The organism is Pseudomonas neuropathica (genome assembly GCF_051174785.1).
GTDB classification, from domain to species: domain Bacteria; phylum Pseudomonadota; class Gammaproteobacteria; order Pseudomonadales; family Pseudomonadaceae; genus Aquipseudomonas; species Aquipseudomonas neuropathica_A.
The window spans coordinates 4,170,847-4,187,500 of record NZ_CP195111.1; the positions used below are offsets into that span (position 1 = coordinate 4,170,847).

At 59.5% G+C, this 16,654-nt stretch carries 15 protein-coding genes (1 of these 15 cut by a window edge); 4 read left to right on the forward strand and 11 right to left on the reverse strand.

All coding sequences use genetic code 11. The features are described 5' to 3' along the window. Positions 1 to 22: 22 nt before the first annotated feature. Complete coding sequence (locus tag ACRRSD_RS18805; RefSeq protein WP_435034653.1) at positions 23 to 1,096, reverse strand: BMP family ABC transporter substrate-binding protein; 1,074 nt, start codon at positions 1,094 to 1,096, stop codon at positions 23 to 25. Between the two features lie 287 nt (positions 1,097 to 1,383). On the opposite strand from ACRRSD_RS18805, the gene ACRRSD_RS18810 reads away from it, so the two are divergent. Then, entirely contained in the window at positions 1,384 to 2,475 is a 1,092-nt protein-coding gene (locus tag ACRRSD_RS18810) for a calcium:proton antiporter (RefSeq protein ID WP_435034654.1), read from the forward strand. A gap of 124 nt (positions 2,476 to 2,599) precedes the next feature. Here ACRRSD_RS18810 and ACRRSD_RS18815 read toward each other — a convergent pair whose 3' ends face one another. The 3 genes from ACRRSD_RS18815 to ACRRSD_RS18825 form a co-directional block, all read right to left on the reverse strand. Continuing rightward, positions 2,600 to 3,958, reverse strand: coding sequence for an 8-oxoguanine deaminase (locus tag ACRRSD_RS18815; protein WP_435034655.1), 1,359 nt, complete (start codon positions 3,956 to 3,958; stop codon positions 2,600 to 2,602). A gap of 252 nt (positions 3,959 to 4,210) precedes the next feature. Further along, complete coding sequence (locus ACRRSD_RS18820) at positions 4,211 to 4,894, reverse strand: SDR family oxidoreductase (protein WP_435034656.1); 684 nt, start codon at positions 4,892 to 4,894, stop codon at positions 4,211 to 4,213. Between the two features lie 25 nt (positions 4,895 to 4,919). Next, on the reverse strand, positions 4,920 to 5,270 hold the full coding sequence (locus ACRRSD_RS18825) for a MerR family transcriptional regulator (RefSeq protein WP_077570877.1): 351 nt from the start codon (positions 5,268 to 5,270) through the stop codon (positions 4,920 to 4,922). 82 nt (positions 5,271 to 5,352) lie between these two features. Here ACRRSD_RS18825 and ACRRSD_RS18830 point away from each other — a divergent pair, with 82 nt between their 5' ends. Then, on the forward strand, positions 5,353 to 5,832 hold the full coding sequence (locus ACRRSD_RS18830; protein ID WP_435034658.1) for a hypothetical protein: 480 nt from the start codon (positions 5,353 to 5,355) through the stop codon (positions 5,830 to 5,832). On the opposite strand, the gene ACRRSD_RS18835 is transcribed toward ACRRSD_RS18830, so the two are convergent. The 7 genes from ACRRSD_RS18835 to ACRRSD_RS18865 all read right to left on the reverse strand — a co-directional run bounded on the left by ACRRSD_RS18835 (position 5,829) and on the right by ACRRSD_RS18865 (position 13,767). After that, on the reverse strand, positions 5,829 to 6,755 hold the full coding sequence (locus ACRRSD_RS18835; RefSeq protein ID WP_134175660.1) for an ABC transporter permease: 927 nt from the start codon (positions 6,753 to 6,755) through the stop codon (positions 5,829 to 5,831). The genes ACRRSD_RS18830 and ACRRSD_RS18835 overlap by 4 nt on opposite strands. Continuing rightward, positions 6,755 to 7,861 (reverse strand): ABC transporter permease, encoded by a 1,107-nt coding sequence (locus ACRRSD_RS18840; protein ID WP_435034659.1) that lies wholly within the window; start codon positions 7,859 to 7,861, stop codon positions 6,755 to 6,757. Before ACRRSD_RS18840 ends, ACRRSD_RS18835 begins: the two co-directional genes overlap by 1 nt. 13 nt (positions 7,862 to 7,874) lie before the next feature. After that, positions 7,875 to 9,422, reverse strand: coding sequence for an ABC transporter ATP-binding protein (locus ACRRSD_RS18845; protein ID WP_435034660.1), 1,548 nt, complete (start codon positions 9,420 to 9,422; stop codon positions 7,875 to 7,877). 576 nt (positions 9,423 to 9,998) lie between these two features. Then, a complete protein-coding gene (locus tag ACRRSD_RS18850; RefSeq protein WP_435034661.1) occupies positions 9,999 to 10,580 on the reverse strand; it encodes an IMPACT family protein in 582 nt (193 codons plus the stop codon). Between the two features lie 7 nt (positions 10,581 to 10,587). Further along, a complete protein-coding gene (locus ACRRSD_RS18855) occupies positions 10,588 to 11,238 on the reverse strand; it encodes a TetR/AcrR family transcriptional regulator (protein WP_038360732.1) in 651 nt (216 codons plus the stop codon). 88 nt (positions 11,239 to 11,326) lie between these two features. Beyond that, on the reverse strand, positions 11,327 to 12,715 hold the full coding sequence (locus ACRRSD_RS18860) for a uracil-xanthine permease family protein (RefSeq protein ID WP_435034662.1): 1,389 nt from the start codon (positions 12,713 to 12,715) through the stop codon (positions 11,327 to 11,329). Positions 12,716 to 12,846: 131 nt separating this feature from the next. Beyond that, entirely contained in the window at positions 12,847 to 13,767 is a 921-nt protein-coding gene (locus ACRRSD_RS18865; RefSeq protein WP_305441260.1) for a LysR family transcriptional regulator, read from the reverse strand. 138 nt (positions 13,768 to 13,905) lie between these two features. Here ACRRSD_RS18865 and ACRRSD_RS18870 point away from each other — a divergent pair, with 138 nt between their 5' ends. Both ACRRSD_RS18870 and ACRRSD_RS18875 read left to right on the forward strand, forming a co-directional pair. After that, complete coding sequence (locus ACRRSD_RS18870; RefSeq protein WP_435034663.1) at positions 13,906 to 15,255, forward strand: aspartate aminotransferase family protein; 1,350 nt, start codon at positions 13,906 to 13,908, stop codon at positions 15,253 to 15,255. Positions 15,256 to 15,330: 75 nt separating this feature from the next. Then, positions 15,331 to 16,654: the 5' portion of a CoA-acylating methylmalonate-semialdehyde dehydrogenase gene (locus ACRRSD_RS18875; RefSeq protein ID WP_038360740.1), read on the forward strand. Its footprint extends 170 nt past the window's final position; 1,324 of the gene's 1,494 nt are visible here — the first part of the coding sequence; its start codon is at positions 15,331 to 15,333; the stop codon falls past the right edge of the window.

Sequence of the window (16,654 nt, forward strand, 5' to 3'; positions counted from 1 at the left end):
TTTTGTGTGGTGAATTGGATATTTACTTCGGCATCTCGGCCTTCATGCCTTCTACGTAGTAGTTCATCGACGCCAGTTCCGCATTGGTCGCGCTTACGCCCGCCGGGATTTTTTCGACGCCGGCCTGATCCTTGATCGGCCCGGTGAACGGTTGGAAGGCACCGCTCTTGATGTCGGCAATGATCTGCTCGGCCTCGGCTTTCACCGGCGCCGGCACCAGATCGCTGATCGGCAGTTCAACCGTGCCTTCCTTCAATCCGCCCCAGTAGTCTTGAGGTTTCCAGGTGTGGTCGATCACGCTCTGCGTCGCCTGAATGTAGTGTGGCGCCCAGTCGTTGACGATCGAGGTCAACACCGCTTTCGGCCCGAAGTGCGCCATGTCCGAGGCGTAACCTACCGCGTATACGCCACGACGTTCGGCGGCCTGAATCGGCGCCGGGCTGTCGGTGTGCTGGAACACTACGTCGACGCCCTGATCGATCAACGCGTTGGCCGCATCCGCTTCCTTGCCCGGATCGAACCAGGAGTTGACCCACACCACTTTGATCTCGGTGCCGGGGTTGTATTTGTTCAAGGCCAGTTGAATCGAGTTGATATCGCGGATCACCTCGGGGATCGGGAAAGAAGCGACGTAGCCGATTTTCCTGGTCTTGGTCATCTTCGCCGCGAGGAAACCGCCGACGTAGCGACCCTCGTAAGTGCGCGCCAGATAGGTGCCGAGGTTTTTGTTCTGTTTGTAGCCGGTGGCGTGTTCGAAGGTCACTTTGGGAAATTGTTTGGCGACTTTCACCGTCGGGTTCATGTAGCCGAAAGAGGTGGTGAAGATCAGGTCGTACTTGTCCTTGGCCATGTTGCGGATCACTCGCTCGGCGTCGGCACCTTCGGCGACGTTCTCGACGTAGTTGGTGGTGATCTGCGTACCGAGTTTTTCTGCGAGTGCCTTGCGCCCCTGCTCATGCTGATACGTCCAGCCGTGGTCACCGATCGGGCCGATGTAAACGAAACCGACCTTCAGCGGATCGGCAGCGCTGGCGCTCAGGCTGATCCCCAGACCGAGGGCGGCGCACAGCAGTTTGTGCAGCGGACGTATTTGCATGAATGGGAGCTCCATTTTGTTGTGTGTGGTCAGGGTCAATGCAAATTGCTGACCAAAAGGACAACAAACAATCCGAAACCACGGTGTGGCCTTCGCGAGCAAGCTCGCTCCCACAGGGGATCGCATTTCAATGTGGGAGCGAGCTTGCTCGCGAAGGGGCCGGCAGGGCAGATAAAAGTGCACGCCTGAAACCAACTGCCATCGCTTGGTGCGCTAAGGTGTAACGAAACGTTAGCGCCGCTCCGCAGTCAGTAGCTCATTCGCACTCTTTCGGCAAAAGGCCCGCCATGTTCACAATCCTCAAGCAAGAAAGTTTTCTGCTACTGGCCGTCATCGCCGCGTGCGTCGCCTATCCGCTAGAACACTGGATGTTGCACAGCGGCCAGATCGTCGCGCTGACTGCCGGCCTGGTGTTGATCGCCTTCATCGTCGCCGCCTCGATGCGCGTCGCCCATCACGCCGAATTGCTCGCCGAAAAGGTCGGCGACCCTTACGGTACGATGATCCTCACGCTGGCGGCCGTGCTGGTCGAAGTGGTGATCCTGGCAATCATGATGAGCAACGAAGCGTCGCCCACGTTGGTGCGCGACACGATCTACTCGGCCGTGATGCTCGACATCAATGGCATCCTCGGCCTCGCCGCGCTGATGGGCGGGATCAAACACGGCGAACAGTCGTACAACGATGATTCCGCGCGCAGCTACAGCGTGATGATCCTCACCGCCATGGGCGTGTCGATGGTGGTGCCGGAGTTTATTCCTGAGGCCAACTGGAAGATTTATTCGGCGTTCACCATCGGTGCGATGGTGGTGCTGTATGCGCTGTTTCTGCGCATGCAGGTCGGGCCGCACAGTTACTTTTTCAGCTACAGCTACCCGGACAAACGCCGCAAGAAAGAACCGCAGGACTCACACGCGAAAGCACCGAGCATTGGCCTGTCGATCGGCATTCTGGTGTTTGGCATTGTGGTGATCGGCGCATTGGCCGAAGTGATGTCGAAGACCCTCGATCTGGGCCTGGAAGGCACGGGCGCGCCGCCGGTGATCACGGCGATTCTGGTCGCGGCGATTTCCGCCGCGCCGGAGATTTTGACCGCGTTGCGCGCAGCGTTGGCCAACCGCATGCAGTCGGTGGTGAACATTGCGATGGGGGCGTCATTGTCGACGGTGATTCTGACTGTGCCGGTGATGGAGGCGATGGCGCTGTATACCGGCCAGCCGTTTCAGATGGCGATGACTCCGGTGCAGACGGTGATGATCTTCATCACGCTGATCGTCAGTGCGATCAACCTGAATGACGGTGAAACAAATGCCATCGAAGGCATGACCCACTTTGTGCTGTTTGCGACGTTCATCATGCTGTCCTTGCTCGGTCTCTGAGGCTGGCAGAAACCAATGTGGGAGCGAGCCTGCTCGCGAAAGCGGTGTGTCATCCAACAAACATGTTGTCTGACACTCCCTCTTCGCGAGCAGGCTCGCTCCCACAGTTTTGAACGGTGGTGGATCAGGTACCGGCGATCAGCTGGCGCGCCGCTTGGCTGTGATCGGCGATCAGGCCTTTCAAGTCGAGCCCTTCAACCTGGCCATCCACCACACGCCACTGGCCACCAATCATCACCCGATTCGCACGATCAGCACCGCACAGCAGCAGCGCCGAAATCGGATCATGACTGCCCGAGAAACGCAGCTCATCAAGCTTGAACAACGCCAGATCTGCCTGCTTGCCTACGGCAATCTCACCAATATCGGTACGGCCCAACAAGCTCGCCGAACCCTTGGTCGCCCAGCCCAGCACGCGTTCCGGGGTGATCTTCTCGGCGCCATAACGCAGACGCTGGATGTACAGCGCCTGACGCGCTTCGAGAATCATGTTCGAGGCATCGTTGGACGCCGAACCATCCACGCCCAGACCAAACAGCGCACCCGCGTCAGTCAGATCGATACTCGGGCAAATGCCGGAAGCCAGACGCATGTTCGAGCTAGGGCAATGGCAGATACCGGTGCCCGCCTGACCGAGGCGAGCGATTTCGTCCGGATTGAAATGGATGCCGTGGGCCAGCCAGGTGCGCGGGCCGAGCCAGCCGACGCTGTCGAGATAATCGACGGTGCGCAGGCCGAATCGCTGCAGGCAGAAATCTTCTTCGTCGAGGGTTTCGGCGAGGTGCGTGTGCAGGCGCACGTCGAGCTTGTTGGCCAGTTCAGCACTGGCGGACATGATTTCAGGGGTCACCGAAAACGGTGAGCACGGCGCCAGGGCGATCTGGATCTGCGCGCCGTCGCCACGTTCGTGGTACTCGTGAATCAGGCGCTGACTGTCGTCGAGAATCACCTGACCTTCCTGCACTGTCTGCTGCGGTGGCAGGCCGCCGTCCTTCTCACCGAGGCTCATCGAACCGCGCGTGAGCATGGCGCGCATGCCCAGTTCGCGGACGCTTTCGACTTGCACGTCGATGGCGTTTTCCAGGCCGTCCGGGAACAGGTAGTGGTGGTCCGCAGCGGTGGTGCAACCCGACAGCAGCAATTCAGCCAAAGCGACTTTGGTGGCGAGGGCGAGTTTTTCTGGCGTCAGGCGCGCCCACACCGGGTACAGGGTTTTCAGCCACGGGAACAACGGCTGATTGACCACCGGCGCCCAAGCGCGAGTCAGGGTTTGATAGAAGTGATGGTGAGTGTTGATCAGGCCCGGCAGGATCACATGCTCGCGGGCATCGAACACTTCATTGCACGGCGCCGACGGCTGTTGGCCGGCAGCAAGGACTTCGACGATGACACCGTCTTGCACGACAAGACCGCCACGGGCATCGAGTTCGTTGGAAGTGAAAATGGCGAGGGGATTTTTTAACCAGGTACGGGTCGCGGGCATGTTGCCGGCTCCTCTGAAAATGGGGTTCAGGGTTGCCAGCTCAGTGATGCCCTGTCTGCTGATCCAGGGTCGCCGCGAGGGACGAGGGGCGCAGTTTCAAACAAATTGCCGCATCGGGCAAGCCCAACCCGACCGGACAACATCACCAAAATACACAACCACTGTAGGAGCTGCCGAAGGCTGCGATCTTTTGATTTTGTTTTTAAGATCAAAAGATCGCAGCCTTCGGCAGCTCCTACAGGGGATCATCAATTACCAGGGGATCGTTTCGCCCTTGTAATTGATGAAGTGATGTCCGCCCTTACCGGTATAAGCATTCACCTGATCAACCAGCCCACGGGTGCTGGTCTCTACATCCAGATCAGCACCTTCACCACCCATGTCGGTCTTCACCCAACCCGGATGTAACGACAACACGGTCATTTTCTGCTCGCCCAACTGCGTGACAAAACTGTTGGTCATCGAATTCAGCGCAGCCTTGCTCGCCTTGTACAGCGCCAGTTCCGGCGCGTCCGGCATGGTCACGCTGCCGAGCACTGAACTCATGAACGCCAGCACACCGCTACCGTCACGAATTTGCCCGACAAAACGCTGGGCCAGATTGATCGGTGCCACCGCGTTGGTGAAGAACAACTGACCGACTTCGGCCAGTGTTGCGCCGCCCGGGGTCTGATCGGCCGGGCCTTTGACCCCGGCGTTGACGAACAGCAGGTCAAAAGTTTCGCCCTTGAGTTGCTGACTCAGGGCGATCACCGCTTGCTGATCGTCCATGTCGAGCTTCTCGATCCGCACCTTGCCTAATGCTTGAAGCGCATCGGCATTGGCAGGATTGCGCACGGTAGCAGTGACTTGCCAGCCGTCGGCCAGCAGGGTTTTCACCAGACCGAGGCCAAGGCCCCGGGAGGCGCCGATGATCAGTGCGTTTTTTGCAGACATGAAGGGCTTCCTTGATGAATGAGGATCATGGATTCAATGGACAGGCCTGACCGAGGCGAAGTTGCAACTCCTGCCGCAGCGCGTCGAGTTCGCGCATGCGGGTTTCGATCAGTTGCAGCTTGTCGCGCAGCAACTGCGCCACGGCGTTGTCAGGATCGGGCGCGTTCCACAACGCGGCAACGCTGTCGCCGATCTCGCCGAGGGTAAATCCCAGACGCTGCGCAGTCTTGATATAGAGCACCAGTTGCACCATCTCCGGCGGATAGTCGCGGTAACCGTTGGCACTACGCTGCGCCGCAATCAACCCGCGCTGCTCATAGAAACGCAGGGTGTCACGGCTGACGGCGCTGGCCTGGGCTAATTCACCGATGCGCATGCTGGCTCTCAAAGGGCTATTGACCCTGGAGCATACTCCAGGCTTTACCGTACTTGCTCCCTGGATTTCTGGAGCAAGGACAATGTGGACTTCAACGCAGTATCGCAACGTGGTGCGTGGCAGCGCCTGGTATGACCTGATCGTCACGGCGGCGTTTGCCACGCCGTGGAGTTTTGCGCTTGTGCACGGTTTATTGACCGCACTGGACTTGCCCGGCGAACTGCCGGCGTTTCAGCCTGTGCATCTGTTGATGGCGAATCTGTTGGGTTCGGTGGTGTGTGTTTGGGCGGTGCTGCGGATTCGTGATCCGCAGGCGCTTTATGGACGGTATGACGCGGTGGCCAGGTTTTTGTTTGCGGCTTGGCAGGCGTATGCCTTGTTACACGGTGCCAGTTCGATTCTGATTGTTTTCCTGGTATTCGAACTGGCGTGGGGCATTGCTCAAGTGTTGCCTGTGCTGACGCCTTCGCGAGCAAGCTCGCTCCCACAGTTGACCGAGTTCACTCAGATCCCCTGTGGGAGCGAGCTTGCTCGCGAAGAGGCCAGTAAATTCACCTCTTAATGCCCCGCCTGCCAAGGCTGCCCAAGCGATACCGGCGCATACAACCGCGTACGCAGCGCATCCCGCGACAACAACACCAGCACCACAATCGTCGCCACGTACGGCAGCATCGCCAGCAGACTCGACGGAATCGCCAGCCCCAACCCCTGCGCCACCAAGTGCAGGATGCTGGCGAGGCCAAACAGATATGCGCCGAGCAACAACCGCCACACTCGCCAACTGGCAAACACCACCAGCGCCAGCGCGATCCAGCCACGCCCGGCGGTCATGTTTTCCGCCCACATCGGCGTGTACGCCAGCGACAGATACGCCCCGGCCAACCCGGCCATCGCCCCGCCAAACAGCACCGCCAGCGTGCGCACCGTCAACACCGGCAAGCCCATCGCACTGGCCGCATCCGGGTTCTCGCCCACGGCTTGAATGATCAACCCGACACGACTTTTGACGATGACCCACGCCACCAGCGCAAACAGCGCGAACGACAGATACACCAGCAGATCCTGAGCAAACAGCATCCGCCCGATCAGCGGAATGTCACTCAGATAAGGAATCGCCAACGGCTCAAACCCAGCCAGCGGTTTACCGACCCAAGCCGCGCCGACAAAGGTCGACAGCCCGACACCAAAAATAGTCAGGGCCAAACCGGTCGCCACCTGATTGGCATTGAACACCAACGCCACCAAGGCAAACAGCGACGACAACAGCATCCCGGCCAACATCGCCAGCAACACGCCGAGCCACAGGTTGCCGCTGTTCAGCGCGACGATAAAACCGATCACCGCGCCAAACAGCATCATCCCTTCCTGCCCAAGATTAAGCACGCCGCTCTTCTCGCAGATCAGTTCCCCCAGCGCCACCAGCAACAGCGGTGTGCCGCAACGCACCATGGCGTAGAAAATATTGCTCAACAGATCGATATCCATCACAGCGCTCCGGCAGTTACGGCGGTGGTCGAAGTGCGCTTCACCCAGCGCAGATTCAGACGTGGCCGATAGAGGATCAGCACGTCACTGGCGAGCAGGAAAAACAGCATCATTCCCTGGAACAACTGGGTGATCGCCTGCGGCAGATTCAGAGTCATTTGCGCGCTCTCGCCACCGATGTACAGCAGCGCCATCAACAGGCTGGAGAACAGAATCCCGATCGGATTCAGGCGCCCGAGAAACGCCACGGTAATCGCCGCATAGCCATACCCCGGCGAAACCTGCGGCACCAATTGGCCAATCGGCCCGGTGACTTCGCAGACACCTGCGAGCCCTGCCAAGCCGCCGCTGATCAACAGCGCCAGCCAGATCAAGCGCTTCTCGCGAAAGCCGACAAACCTTGCGGCACGCTTGTCCATGCCAAGCACTTTGATCTGGAAACCGACAAAGCTTTTCTGCAACAACACCCACACGGCGACCAGTGCGAGCAAGGCGAAATACACCCCGGCATGCACGCGGCCATCGTCCATCAGCAGCGGCAAACGACTGGCGTCGCCGAACATCGCCGACTCGGGAAAGTTGAAGCCGGCGGGATCTTTCAACGGTCCGTGCACACAGAACAGCAGCAGGTTCAGGGCGATGTAATTGAGCATGATGCTGGTGAGGATTTCGTTGGCGTTGAAGCGCGTGCGCAACCACGCGGTCAGCCCGGCCCACGCCGCACCGGCGAGGGTGCCGGTGAGCAGAATAAATACCAGCGCCCAACGACTTTGCATGCCGATGATATTCACCGCCAAGGCACTGCCGGCGAGCGCGCCGAGGAGTAATTGACCTTCGGCGCCGATGTTCCAGATTCGCGCCTGATACGCCACGGCCAACCCCAGTGCGCAGAGCAGAATCGGCAGCGCTTTGACCAATAATTCAGAGACGCCATACAAATCGCTGACCGGCGCGATCAGCAGCGTGTGCAAGGTTTGCAGCGGGTCGTGGCCAAGGGCGATAAACAGCAGCGAGCCGCAACCAAGCGTCAGCGCCGCTGCCAACAACGGCGAGCACCACAGCATCAAGCGCGATTGCTGGCCACGGGGTTCGAGGGAAAGCAGCATGTGGAAAACTCCGTTAAAACGTGGCGGCTGAAAGCGAATGATCGAACTGACCGGCCATCCAGCCGCCGACGTCGATGAGTTGTGTATCGGTGGTGTTGTGCAACGTCGACAGGCGCCCGCCGCACAACGCGCCGAGGCGATCGCTGATCTGGAACAGTTCGTCGAGGTCTTCGGAAATCACCAGAATCGCTGCGCCGGCATCGCGCAACGCGATGAGCGCGCGGTGGATGGTCGCAGCCGCGCCGACGTCGACGCCCCAGGTCGGGTGCGCGGCGATCAGCAGTTTCGGTTGCTGCAGGATTTCCCGGCCAAGGATGAATTTCTGCAGATTGCCGCCGGACAAACTGCGCGCGGCGGTGTGCGTGTCCGGGGTTTTCACACCGAAACGCTGAATGATCTGTTGGGCGAGGGCTTCGACTTTGCCGCGTTCGATCAAACCGTGGCTGACCAAGCCTTGCTGGAACGCGGTAAGCAGAGCGTTATCGGCCAGACTCAATTCCGGTACCGCGCCGTGGCCGAGGCGTTCGGCAGGCACGAACGCCAAACCCAGTTTGCGCCGCGCATCCGGGCGCAAGTCCGCGACGTGTTGCTCAGCGAAGCGAATGGTCGCGGCCTCCGCCCGAGGCAAGGTTTGTTCGCCGCTGAGCAGGGCAAGCAACTCATCCTGACCATTGCCCGCAACCCCGGCGATGCCGACGATTTCACCGCTGCGTACTTGCAGATTGATGTCCGCCAACGAGCAGCCAAACGGATCCGGGTTGTGCCAACTCAATCCGCTCACCCGCAAAAACGCCGCGCCGCCGCTGACCTTCGGATAGTCGCCAATCAACGCCGCGGCTTCGCCGACCATCAACTGCGCCAACTGCTGATCCGAGCACTCGGCCGGCCGGCAATGTCCGGCGACACGCCCGCCGCGCAGAACCGTGGCGCTGTGACACAACGCGCGCACTTCACCAAGCTTGTGGCTGATAAACAGAATGCTGCAGCCTTCGGCGGCGAGGCGGCGCAGGGTGATGAACAACTCGTCGGCCTCTTGCGGCGTCAGCACCGAGGTTGGCTCGTCGAGAATCAGCAGACGAATGTCCTGCATCAGGCAGCGAACGATCTCCACCCGTTGCCGCTCGCCGATCGACAGGCTGTGGACAAGTCGCTCCGGCTCCAGCGCCATGCCGTAACGGCGCGACACTTCGCGAATCTTTGGTTCCAGTTGTTTCGGCGTGCCGGCTGCAGCACCCATGGCCAGCGCAATGTTCTGCGCCACATTAAGCGTCTCGAACAACGAAAAATGCTGGAACACCATGCCGATCCCCAACTGCCGTGCCTGCGCCGGGTTGCGGATATTCACTGGCTGACCCTGCCAGAGCATCTCGCCGGCGTCGGCCTGGGTGACGCCGTAGATGATCTTCATCAAGGTACTTTTGCCGGCACCGTTTTCACCGAGCAGTGCATGGATTTCGCCCGGCGCGATATTCAGGTCGATGGCGTCATTGGCCAGACAACCGGGATAGCGTTTGCTGATATGGCGCAATTGCAGACGCGGGATGGGAGCAGTAATAGACATGACAGGCTCGACTTGCTTGGAGTTGTGCCTGTGGATAAAGCAATTTCCTGGCCATTGAGTCAGGAACGCGAGCGGGGGGCCTCTGGCTGCACTTGGCGTAGAGCATTCAGGGCTGAATTTTGCGCGACGACGGCACCAATTCAGAGCAAAGCCGTTGATCGGGCGCCAGTTTTGCCCGTGATGATCTGATCAAAAAACGAGCAAACCCTCGGGGGCTAGATGGATCCAGCGACTGCGCCAGCCATGAACGGGTTATCCACAGCTTGTTCCACAGTTATTGTGCGCAAGCTGTGCACCCGGGCATAAGCACTGCGGTGCTTTCTTCTAATGGTGATAAACAGTGCTAACTGATTGTTTCGGCTTGAAAATTTCATTTCGTCGGATGAATTGAACGAAAAGTGAGCAAACCGCGCAAAGCCACGTGACAGAAGGGTTACAGCGGAATGTACTCAGGTTATCCACAGTCGGGTACACAGCAGATGTGGGCAAGTGTGTGGAATACGTAAAATCGCGTTCGCCCCAAAACATCGCAACTACCGTAGGGGCTACCGAAGGCTGCGATTTTTTGATCTTGCTTCAGCGCTGCAACAAAATCCGCCCCCGACTCAGATCCGCCAACTGCCCCTGCAGCAGCGCAATCTGCGCCTCACCTATCGCCAACTTCAACTCAACCCCGTTCGCGGTGAAGTTCTCCTCCACCACCAACCCACCCAGATCCGCCACTCGTAACTTCACCAACGCCAACTCGGCAAATCCGCAAGCGCAGCTCAACGGCACCCGACTGATCAATTCGATCTTCGCTGCGGTTTGCATGCACTTGTTCGCGCCACCGCCATATGCCCGGGCCAAACCCCCAGTGCCGAGTTGAATCCCGCCGTACCAACGGATCACCAACACCGCGACCTGATCGCAATCCTGCGCCTCAATCGCCGCCAGAATCGGTCGCCCGGCCGTACCGCCCGGTTCGCCGTCGTCATTGCTGCGGTATTGATCGCCGAGTTTCCACGCCCAGCAATTGTGCGAGGCGTTGAAATCGCTGTGTTGTTCGAAAAATGCCTGGGCCTCGGCGGGGCTGCCGATCGGCGTGGCGAAGGTGATAAAGCGGCTTTTGCGAATCTCTTCGCGGTACTCGCAAAAACCGCTGAGGGTGAAAGGCATAAGCGTCTTATAGAGGAGGAGTGAGGCCGCAGCCTTTGAGAATGATGCGGATCAGGTTGTTGCCGGCGTCTTCCATGTCCTGTTTGGTCAGCTTGCTGCGCCCGCTGACGCGACAGATCTGCGTGGCGAAGTCAGCGTAATGCTGGGTGCTGCCCCACAGCAGGAAGATCAGGTGCACCGGATCGACCGGGTCCATTTTGCCTGCGTCGATCCACGCCTGAAACACCGCCGCGCGGCCAGTGAACCAGGCGCGGTAATCCTGATTGAAATATTCGCTCAGGCATTCGCCGCCGCTGATCACTTCCATCGCAAAGATTCGCGAGGCTTGCGGCTGACGCCGGGAGAATTCCATCTTGGCGCGGATGTAGCGGGTCAGCGCTTCGGCGGGATCGTCTTCGGCGGTGAGGGTGTTGAAGGTGCTGTCCCACAGCTCGATGATGTTACTCAGCACCGCCACGTACAACCCAAGCTTGTTGGTGAAGTAGTAATGCAGGTTGGCCTTGGGCAATCCGGCATTCTGCGCGATGGTGTTCATGCTGGTGCCTTTGTAACCGTGACGGGCGAATTCGTCTTCGGCGGCTTTGAGGATGGTCTCTTCGTTTTTCTGACGAATGCGGCTGGCGGGTTTGCCGCCATGGGCTGGGACTTCAAAGGTCATAGGCACTTCCGGGTTTGTCTGTGGGTGCAACCAGTTGCGTTGATAGCGCACCCACAGGCATCCGACAAGTCCTTGCGCAATAAAACCGTTACGCCTGTTCGATCTTGTTCAGCGAAGCAGGTGCTTCAGCGACCTCTGGTTTCGACTCCGGCAGCAGCAGACACAGGATGATCGCGGTCAGGCCACCGCTGGTGATCGCCGAATCAAACAGGTTCTGCACCAGTTTCGGCAGCAGGTGCAGCAGGTTCGGTTGTGCGGCGATGCCCAGGCCGACGCCGAACGACGTGGCGATGATCAACATGCTGCGTCGGTCCAGCGGCGACTGCGCGAGGATGCGCACGCCGGCAGCGGCCACCGCGCCGAACATCACCAGAGTCGCGCCGCCGAGCACCGGTTTCGGGATCTGTTGCAGCACGGCGCCGATCATCGGGAACATACCGAGACAAAACAGGATCGCGCCGATGTACAAACCGACGTAGCGGCTGGCGACGCCAGTCAATTGGATCACGCCGTTGTTCTGCGCGAACGTGGTGTTGGGGAAAGCGCTGAACGTCGCGGCGATCATGCAACTCACGCCGTCGCCGAGTACGCCACCGCGCAGGCGGCTTATATAGGAAGGGCCGCTGATCGGCTGGCGGGCAAGCATGCAGTTGGCGGTGAGGTCGCCGACGGTTTCGATGGTGCTGATCAGATAAATCAGCGCGACCGGCAGGAAAGCCGTCCAGTCGAAGCTGAAGCCAAACTTGAACGGCGTAGGAAAACTCACCAGTGGCAAGTCAGGCAACGGCTGCGGCACCAGCTTCCCACTGAACCACGCGGCCAGACTGCCGAGCACCAAGCCGATGATGATCGCTGACAAGCGCACCCATGGCGTGTTCGAGCGGTTGAGCAGAATGATCGTCAGCAACACAAACACGCCCAGCGCCAGATTGCCCGGTGCACCGAAGTCCGGCGCATTGAAGCCACCGCCCAGATCGGTGATGCCGACCTTGATCAGACTGATGCCGATCAGGGTGATAACGATGCCGGTCACCAGCGGCGTGACGACTCTGCGCAACTGGCCGATGAAGCGGCTGAGGACGATCTGCACGACTGCGCCGAAAAAGCACACACCGAAGATCATCGCCAGAATGTCTTCCGGGCTGCCGCCACGTTGCTTGACCAGAAAACCGGCCGACAGCACCGCACCAAGAAAAGCAAAACTGGTGCCTTGCAGACAGATCATTCCCGCGCCAATCCCGAATGGCCGCCGCGCCTGAATAAAGGTGCCGACGCCCGAAACCATCAACGCCATGCTGATCAGGTACGGCAAATGCGCGGTCAGCCCGAGGGCCGAGCCGATCACCAGCGGCGGGGTGATGATGCCGACGAAACTGGCGAGTACGTGTTGCAGCGCCGCGAGTATCGCGGCGAGTGGTTTGGGGCGGTCGTTGAGGCCGTAGATCAGGTCGCTGGACGGTGCGGAATCTGGCTGCATGGCTTAAGGCTTCTTATCAAAGGAACGAAGTAATTCCCCCTCTGCAAAAACCTGTCCACTTGCTCAGCTTTATGAGCGAATCACCCGCAAACGTAGGAGCTGCCGCAGGCTGCGATCTTTTGATCTTGCCTTCAACGCGTTGCCGCCAGACTCTCCAGAAAGCTCTCCAGCACCAAATGAGGGCGGCGCCCCTTGCGCGTGACCGATGCGAGGCTCAAGTCGTAGAAACGTGTTTGCGCTTTCAGCGCACGCAAACGACCTTGCTGCACCCAGAGACTGGCGTAGTGATCCGGCAGGTAACCGATGTAACGTCCGGTCAAAATCAGAAACGCCATACCTTCACGGTCAGAAGCACTGGCCGTGCAATTGAGCGCCTGGTAATGCGCCTGAATCTCCGCCGGCAAACGGAACGTCGGCGCAATCGCGTCCTGACTGTTCAGGCGTTCGTCATCGAGTTGTTTGTCATCGACGTAAAACAGCGGATGACCCACCGCGCAATAAAGCAGCGAACGCTCGCTGTACAGCGGCTGATACTCCAGCCCCGACAACGCGCTGGCCTGCGGCACTACGCCGACATGCAAACGCCCATCGAGCACGCCTTGCTCGACTTCATTCGGCGCAATCATGCGGATTTGAATCTGCACATCCGGCCCGCGCTCCTTCAACTGAGCGAGGGCGTGGGTGATGCGCATATGGGGCAGGGTGACGAGGTTGTCGGTCAGGCCGATGATCAGCTCACCACGCAAATGCTGGTGCAGGCCATTGACCTCGGTGCGGAAACTTTCCAGCGCACTTAACAGTTGCAGCGCCGATTGATACACCTCGCGACCTTCTTCGGTCAGCGAAAACCCCGCGCGCCCACGTTGGCATAAACGCAAACCGAGGCGCTGCTCCAAGTCGCTCATCTGTTGGCTGATCGCCGAGCGACCGATGCCGAGCACGGTTTCCGCCGCCGAGAAGCCACCGCATTCCACCACACTGCGAAAAATCCTCAGCAGGCGAATATCAAAGTCACTGACCTGGGCCAGCGGATCGGGGCGGCGGCTGCTCATCTCATTATTCTCATTGTTTAGCAGAGTTCTAACTGAAGGTTAGAAGAGTTGAATTTCACAGACTTTATCCGCGTGGCAATTTAGCTGCAACAACGCTTTTTATCTCCCTGAAGCTTATGCCCTGCGAGGTTTTGCCCGATGAACATGCCTGAAAACGCGCCGTCGCCACTGGCCAGCCAACTGAAGCTGGACGCGCACTGGATGCCGTACACCGCCAACCGCAACTTCCAGCGCGACCCGCGTCTGATCGTTGGCGCCGAAGGCAGCTGGCTGATCGACGACAAGGGCCGCAAGGTATATGACTCGCTGTCTGGCCTGTGGACTTGTGGCGCTGGCCACACCCGCAAGGAAATTCAGGAAGCGGTCGCCAAACAGTTGGGCACCCTCGATTACTCGCCGGGCTTCCAGTACGGCCACCCGCTGTCGTTCCAGTTGGCTGAGAAAATCACCGAACTGACCCCGGGCAATCTGAACCACGTTTTCTTTACTGACTCCGGTTCCGAGTGCGCTGACACCGCGGTGAAAATGGTCCGTGCCTACTGGCGCCTGAAAGGGCAGTCGACCAAAACCAAAATGATTGGCCGTGCCCGTGGCTACCACGGTGTGAACATCGCCGGCACCAGCCTCGGCGGCGTCAACGGCAACCGCAAGCTGTTCGGTCAGGCGATGATGGACGTCGATCACCTGCCGCACACCTTGCTGGCGAGCAATGCGTTCTCCCGTGGCATGCCGGAGCAGGGTGGTATTGCGCTGGCCGATGAGCTGTTGAAGCTGATCGAGTTGCACGATGCTTCGAACATCGCCGCAGTATTCGTAGAACCTATGGCCGGTTCCGCTGGCGTGCTGGTTCCACCACAGGGTTACCTGAAACGTCTGCGCGAAATTTGCGATCAGCACAGCATCCTATTGGTGTTCGACGAAGTGATCACCGGTTTCGGCCGTACCGGCAATATGTTCGGCGCCGACACCTTTGGCGTGACCCCGGACCTGATGTGCATCGCCAAGCAAGTCACCAACGGCGCGATCCCGATGGGCGCGGTGATTGCCAGCTCCGAGATCTATCAGACGTTCATGAATCAGCCGACCCCGGAATACGCTGTGGAATTCCCGCACGGCTACACCTACTCGGCGCACCCGGTGGCCTGCGCCGCTGGCCTGGCAGCACTCGACCTGCTGCAAAAGGAGAATCTGGTACAGAGCGTTGCGGAAGTTGCTCCGCATTTTGAGAACGCGCTGCACGGTCTGAAAGGCTCGAAGAACGTTATCGACATCCGTAACTTCGGTCTGGCCGGCGCGATCCAGATTGCCCCGCGCGACGGCGACGCCATCGTGCGTCCGTTCGAAGCCGGCATGGCTCTGTGGAAAGCCGGGTTCTACGTGCGCTTCGGCGGCGACACCCTGCAGTTCGGGCCAACCTTCAACAGCAAGCCGCAAGACCTCGATCGTCTGTTCGACGCGGTCGGCGAAGTGCTGAACAAACTCGACTGATTTTTCCTTCTATATATACCTACAAAAACGGGCACTCCTTGACGGGGCCCGTGGCCAAGAATTCAGGAGTTTTCGATGAGCGTTATCCCGCATTTGATCAATGGCGAACTGGTGACCGAGAACGGTCGCGCGGTTGATGTATTCAACCCGTCTACCGGTCAGGCTATCCACAAGCTGCCACTGGCCAGCCAGGCGACTATCCAGAAAGCCATCGATGCCGCCAAGGCTGCGTTCCCGGCATGGCGCAACACGCCACCGGCCAAACGTGCGCAAGTGATGTTTCGCTTCAAGCAACTGCTGGAGCAGAACGAAGCACGCATCTCGCAATTGATCAGCGAAGAACACGGTAAAACTCTGGAAGACGCCGCCGGTGAACTGAAGCGTGGCATCGAGAACGTCGAGTTCGCTTGCGCTGCCCCGGAAATCCTCAAGGGTGAGTACAGCCGCAACGTCGGCCCGAACATCGACGCATGGTCGGACTTCCAGCCGCTGGGCATCGTTGCCGGGATCACCCCGTTCAACTTCCCGGCCATGGTGCCACTGTGGATGTACCCGCTGGCGATTGTCTGCGGGAACTGCTTTATCCTCAAGCCGTCCGAGCGCGATCCAAGCTCGACACTGCTGATCGCTCAGCTGCTGCTGGAAGCCGGTCTGCCGAAAGGCGTGATGAGCGTGGTGCACGGTGACAAGACTGCGGTGGACGCCTTGATCGAAGCGCCGGAAGTCAAAGCGCTGAGTTTCGTCGGTTCGACGCCGATTGCCGAGTACATCTATGCCGAAGGCACCAAGCGCGGCAAACGCGTTCAGGCACTGGGCGGCGCGAAGAACCACGCAGTGTTGATGCCGGATGCCGATCTGGATAACGCGGTCAGTGCACTGATGGGCGCGGCCTACGGTTCGTGCGGCGAGCGTTGCATGGCGATCTCGGTTGCCGTGTGTGTGGGTGACCAGGTCGCGGATGCGCTGGTGGCGAAACTGGTTCCACAGATTCAGGCGCTGAAAATCGGCGCCGGCACTTCGTGCGGTCTGGACATGGGGCCACTGGTGACCGGTCAGGCGCGCGACAAAGTCAGCGGTTACGTTGACGACGGCGTGGCAGCGGGCGCGACCCTGGTGGTCGACGGTCGTGGTTTCAGCGTGGCCGGTCATGAAGAAGGCTTCTTCCTCGGTGGCTGCCTGTTCGACAACGTCACCCCAGAGATGCGCATCTATAAAGAAGAGATCTTCGGGCCGGTCCTGTGCATCGTTCGTGTGAACAGCCTGGAAGAGGCGATGCAACTGATCAACGATCACGAATACGGCAACGGCACCTGCATCTTCACCCGTGACGGTGAAGCGGCGCGTCTGTTCTGCGACGAGATCGAAGTCGGCATGGTTGGCGTCAACGTACCGCTGCCGG

Bases quoted from the DNA above. Each gene is read 5' to 3' on its own strand.
- ACRRSD_RS18840 (WP_435034659.1), bottom strand. From the start codon at position 7,861: ATGCTGCTTTCCCTCGAACCCCGTGGCCAGCAATCGCGCTTGATGCTG.
- ACRRSD_RS18865 (WP_305441260.1), bottom strand. From the start codon at position 13,767: ATGAGCAGCCGCCGCCCCGATCCGCTGGCCCAGGTCAGTGACTTTGAT.
- ACRRSD_RS18835 (WP_134175660.1), bottom strand. From the start codon at position 6,755: ATGGATATCGATCTGTTGAGCAATATTTTCTACGCCATGGTGCGTTGC.
- ACRRSD_RS18830 (WP_435034658.1), top strand. From the start codon at position 5,353: ATGTGGACTTCAACGCAGTATCGCAACGTGGTGCGTGGCAGCGCCTGG.
- ACRRSD_RS18850 (WP_435034661.1), bottom strand. From the start codon at position 10,580: ATGCCTTTCACCCTCAGCGGTTTTTGCGAGTACCGCGAAGAGATTCGC.
- ACRRSD_RS18810 (WP_435034654.1), top strand. From the start codon at position 1,384: ATGTTCACAATCCTCAAGCAAGAAAGTTTTCTGCTACTGGCCGTCATC.
- ACRRSD_RS18805 (WP_435034653.1), bottom strand. From the start codon at position 1,096: ATGCAAATACGTCCGCTGCACAAACTGCTGTGCGCCGCCCTCGGTCTG.
- ACRRSD_RS18855 (WP_038360732.1), bottom strand. From the start codon at position 11,238: ATGACCTTTGAAGTCCCAGCCCATGGCGGCAAACCCGCCAGCCGCATT.
- ACRRSD_RS18820 (WP_435034656.1), bottom strand. From the start codon at position 4,894: ATGTCTGCAAAAAACGCACTGATCATCGGCGCCTCCCGGGGCCTTGGC.
- ACRRSD_RS18845 (WP_435034660.1), bottom strand. From the start codon at position 9,422: ATGTCTATTACTGCTCCCATCCCGCGTCTGCAATTGCGCCATATCAGC.
- ACRRSD_RS18870 (WP_435034663.1), top strand. From the start codon at position 13,906: ATGAACATGCCTGAAAACGCGCCGTCGCCACTGGCCAGCCAACTGAAG.
- ACRRSD_RS18815 (WP_435034655.1), bottom strand. From the start codon at position 3,958: ATGCCCGCGACCCGTACCTGGTTAAAAAATCCCCTCGCCATTTTCACT.
- ACRRSD_RS18825 (WP_077570877.1), bottom strand. From the start codon at position 5,270: ATGCGCATCGGTGAATTAGCCCAGGCCAGCGCCGTCAGCCGTGACACC.
- ACRRSD_RS18860 (WP_435034662.1), bottom strand. From the start codon at position 12,715: ATGCAGCCAGATTCCGCACCGTCCAGCGACCTGATCTACGGCCTCAAC.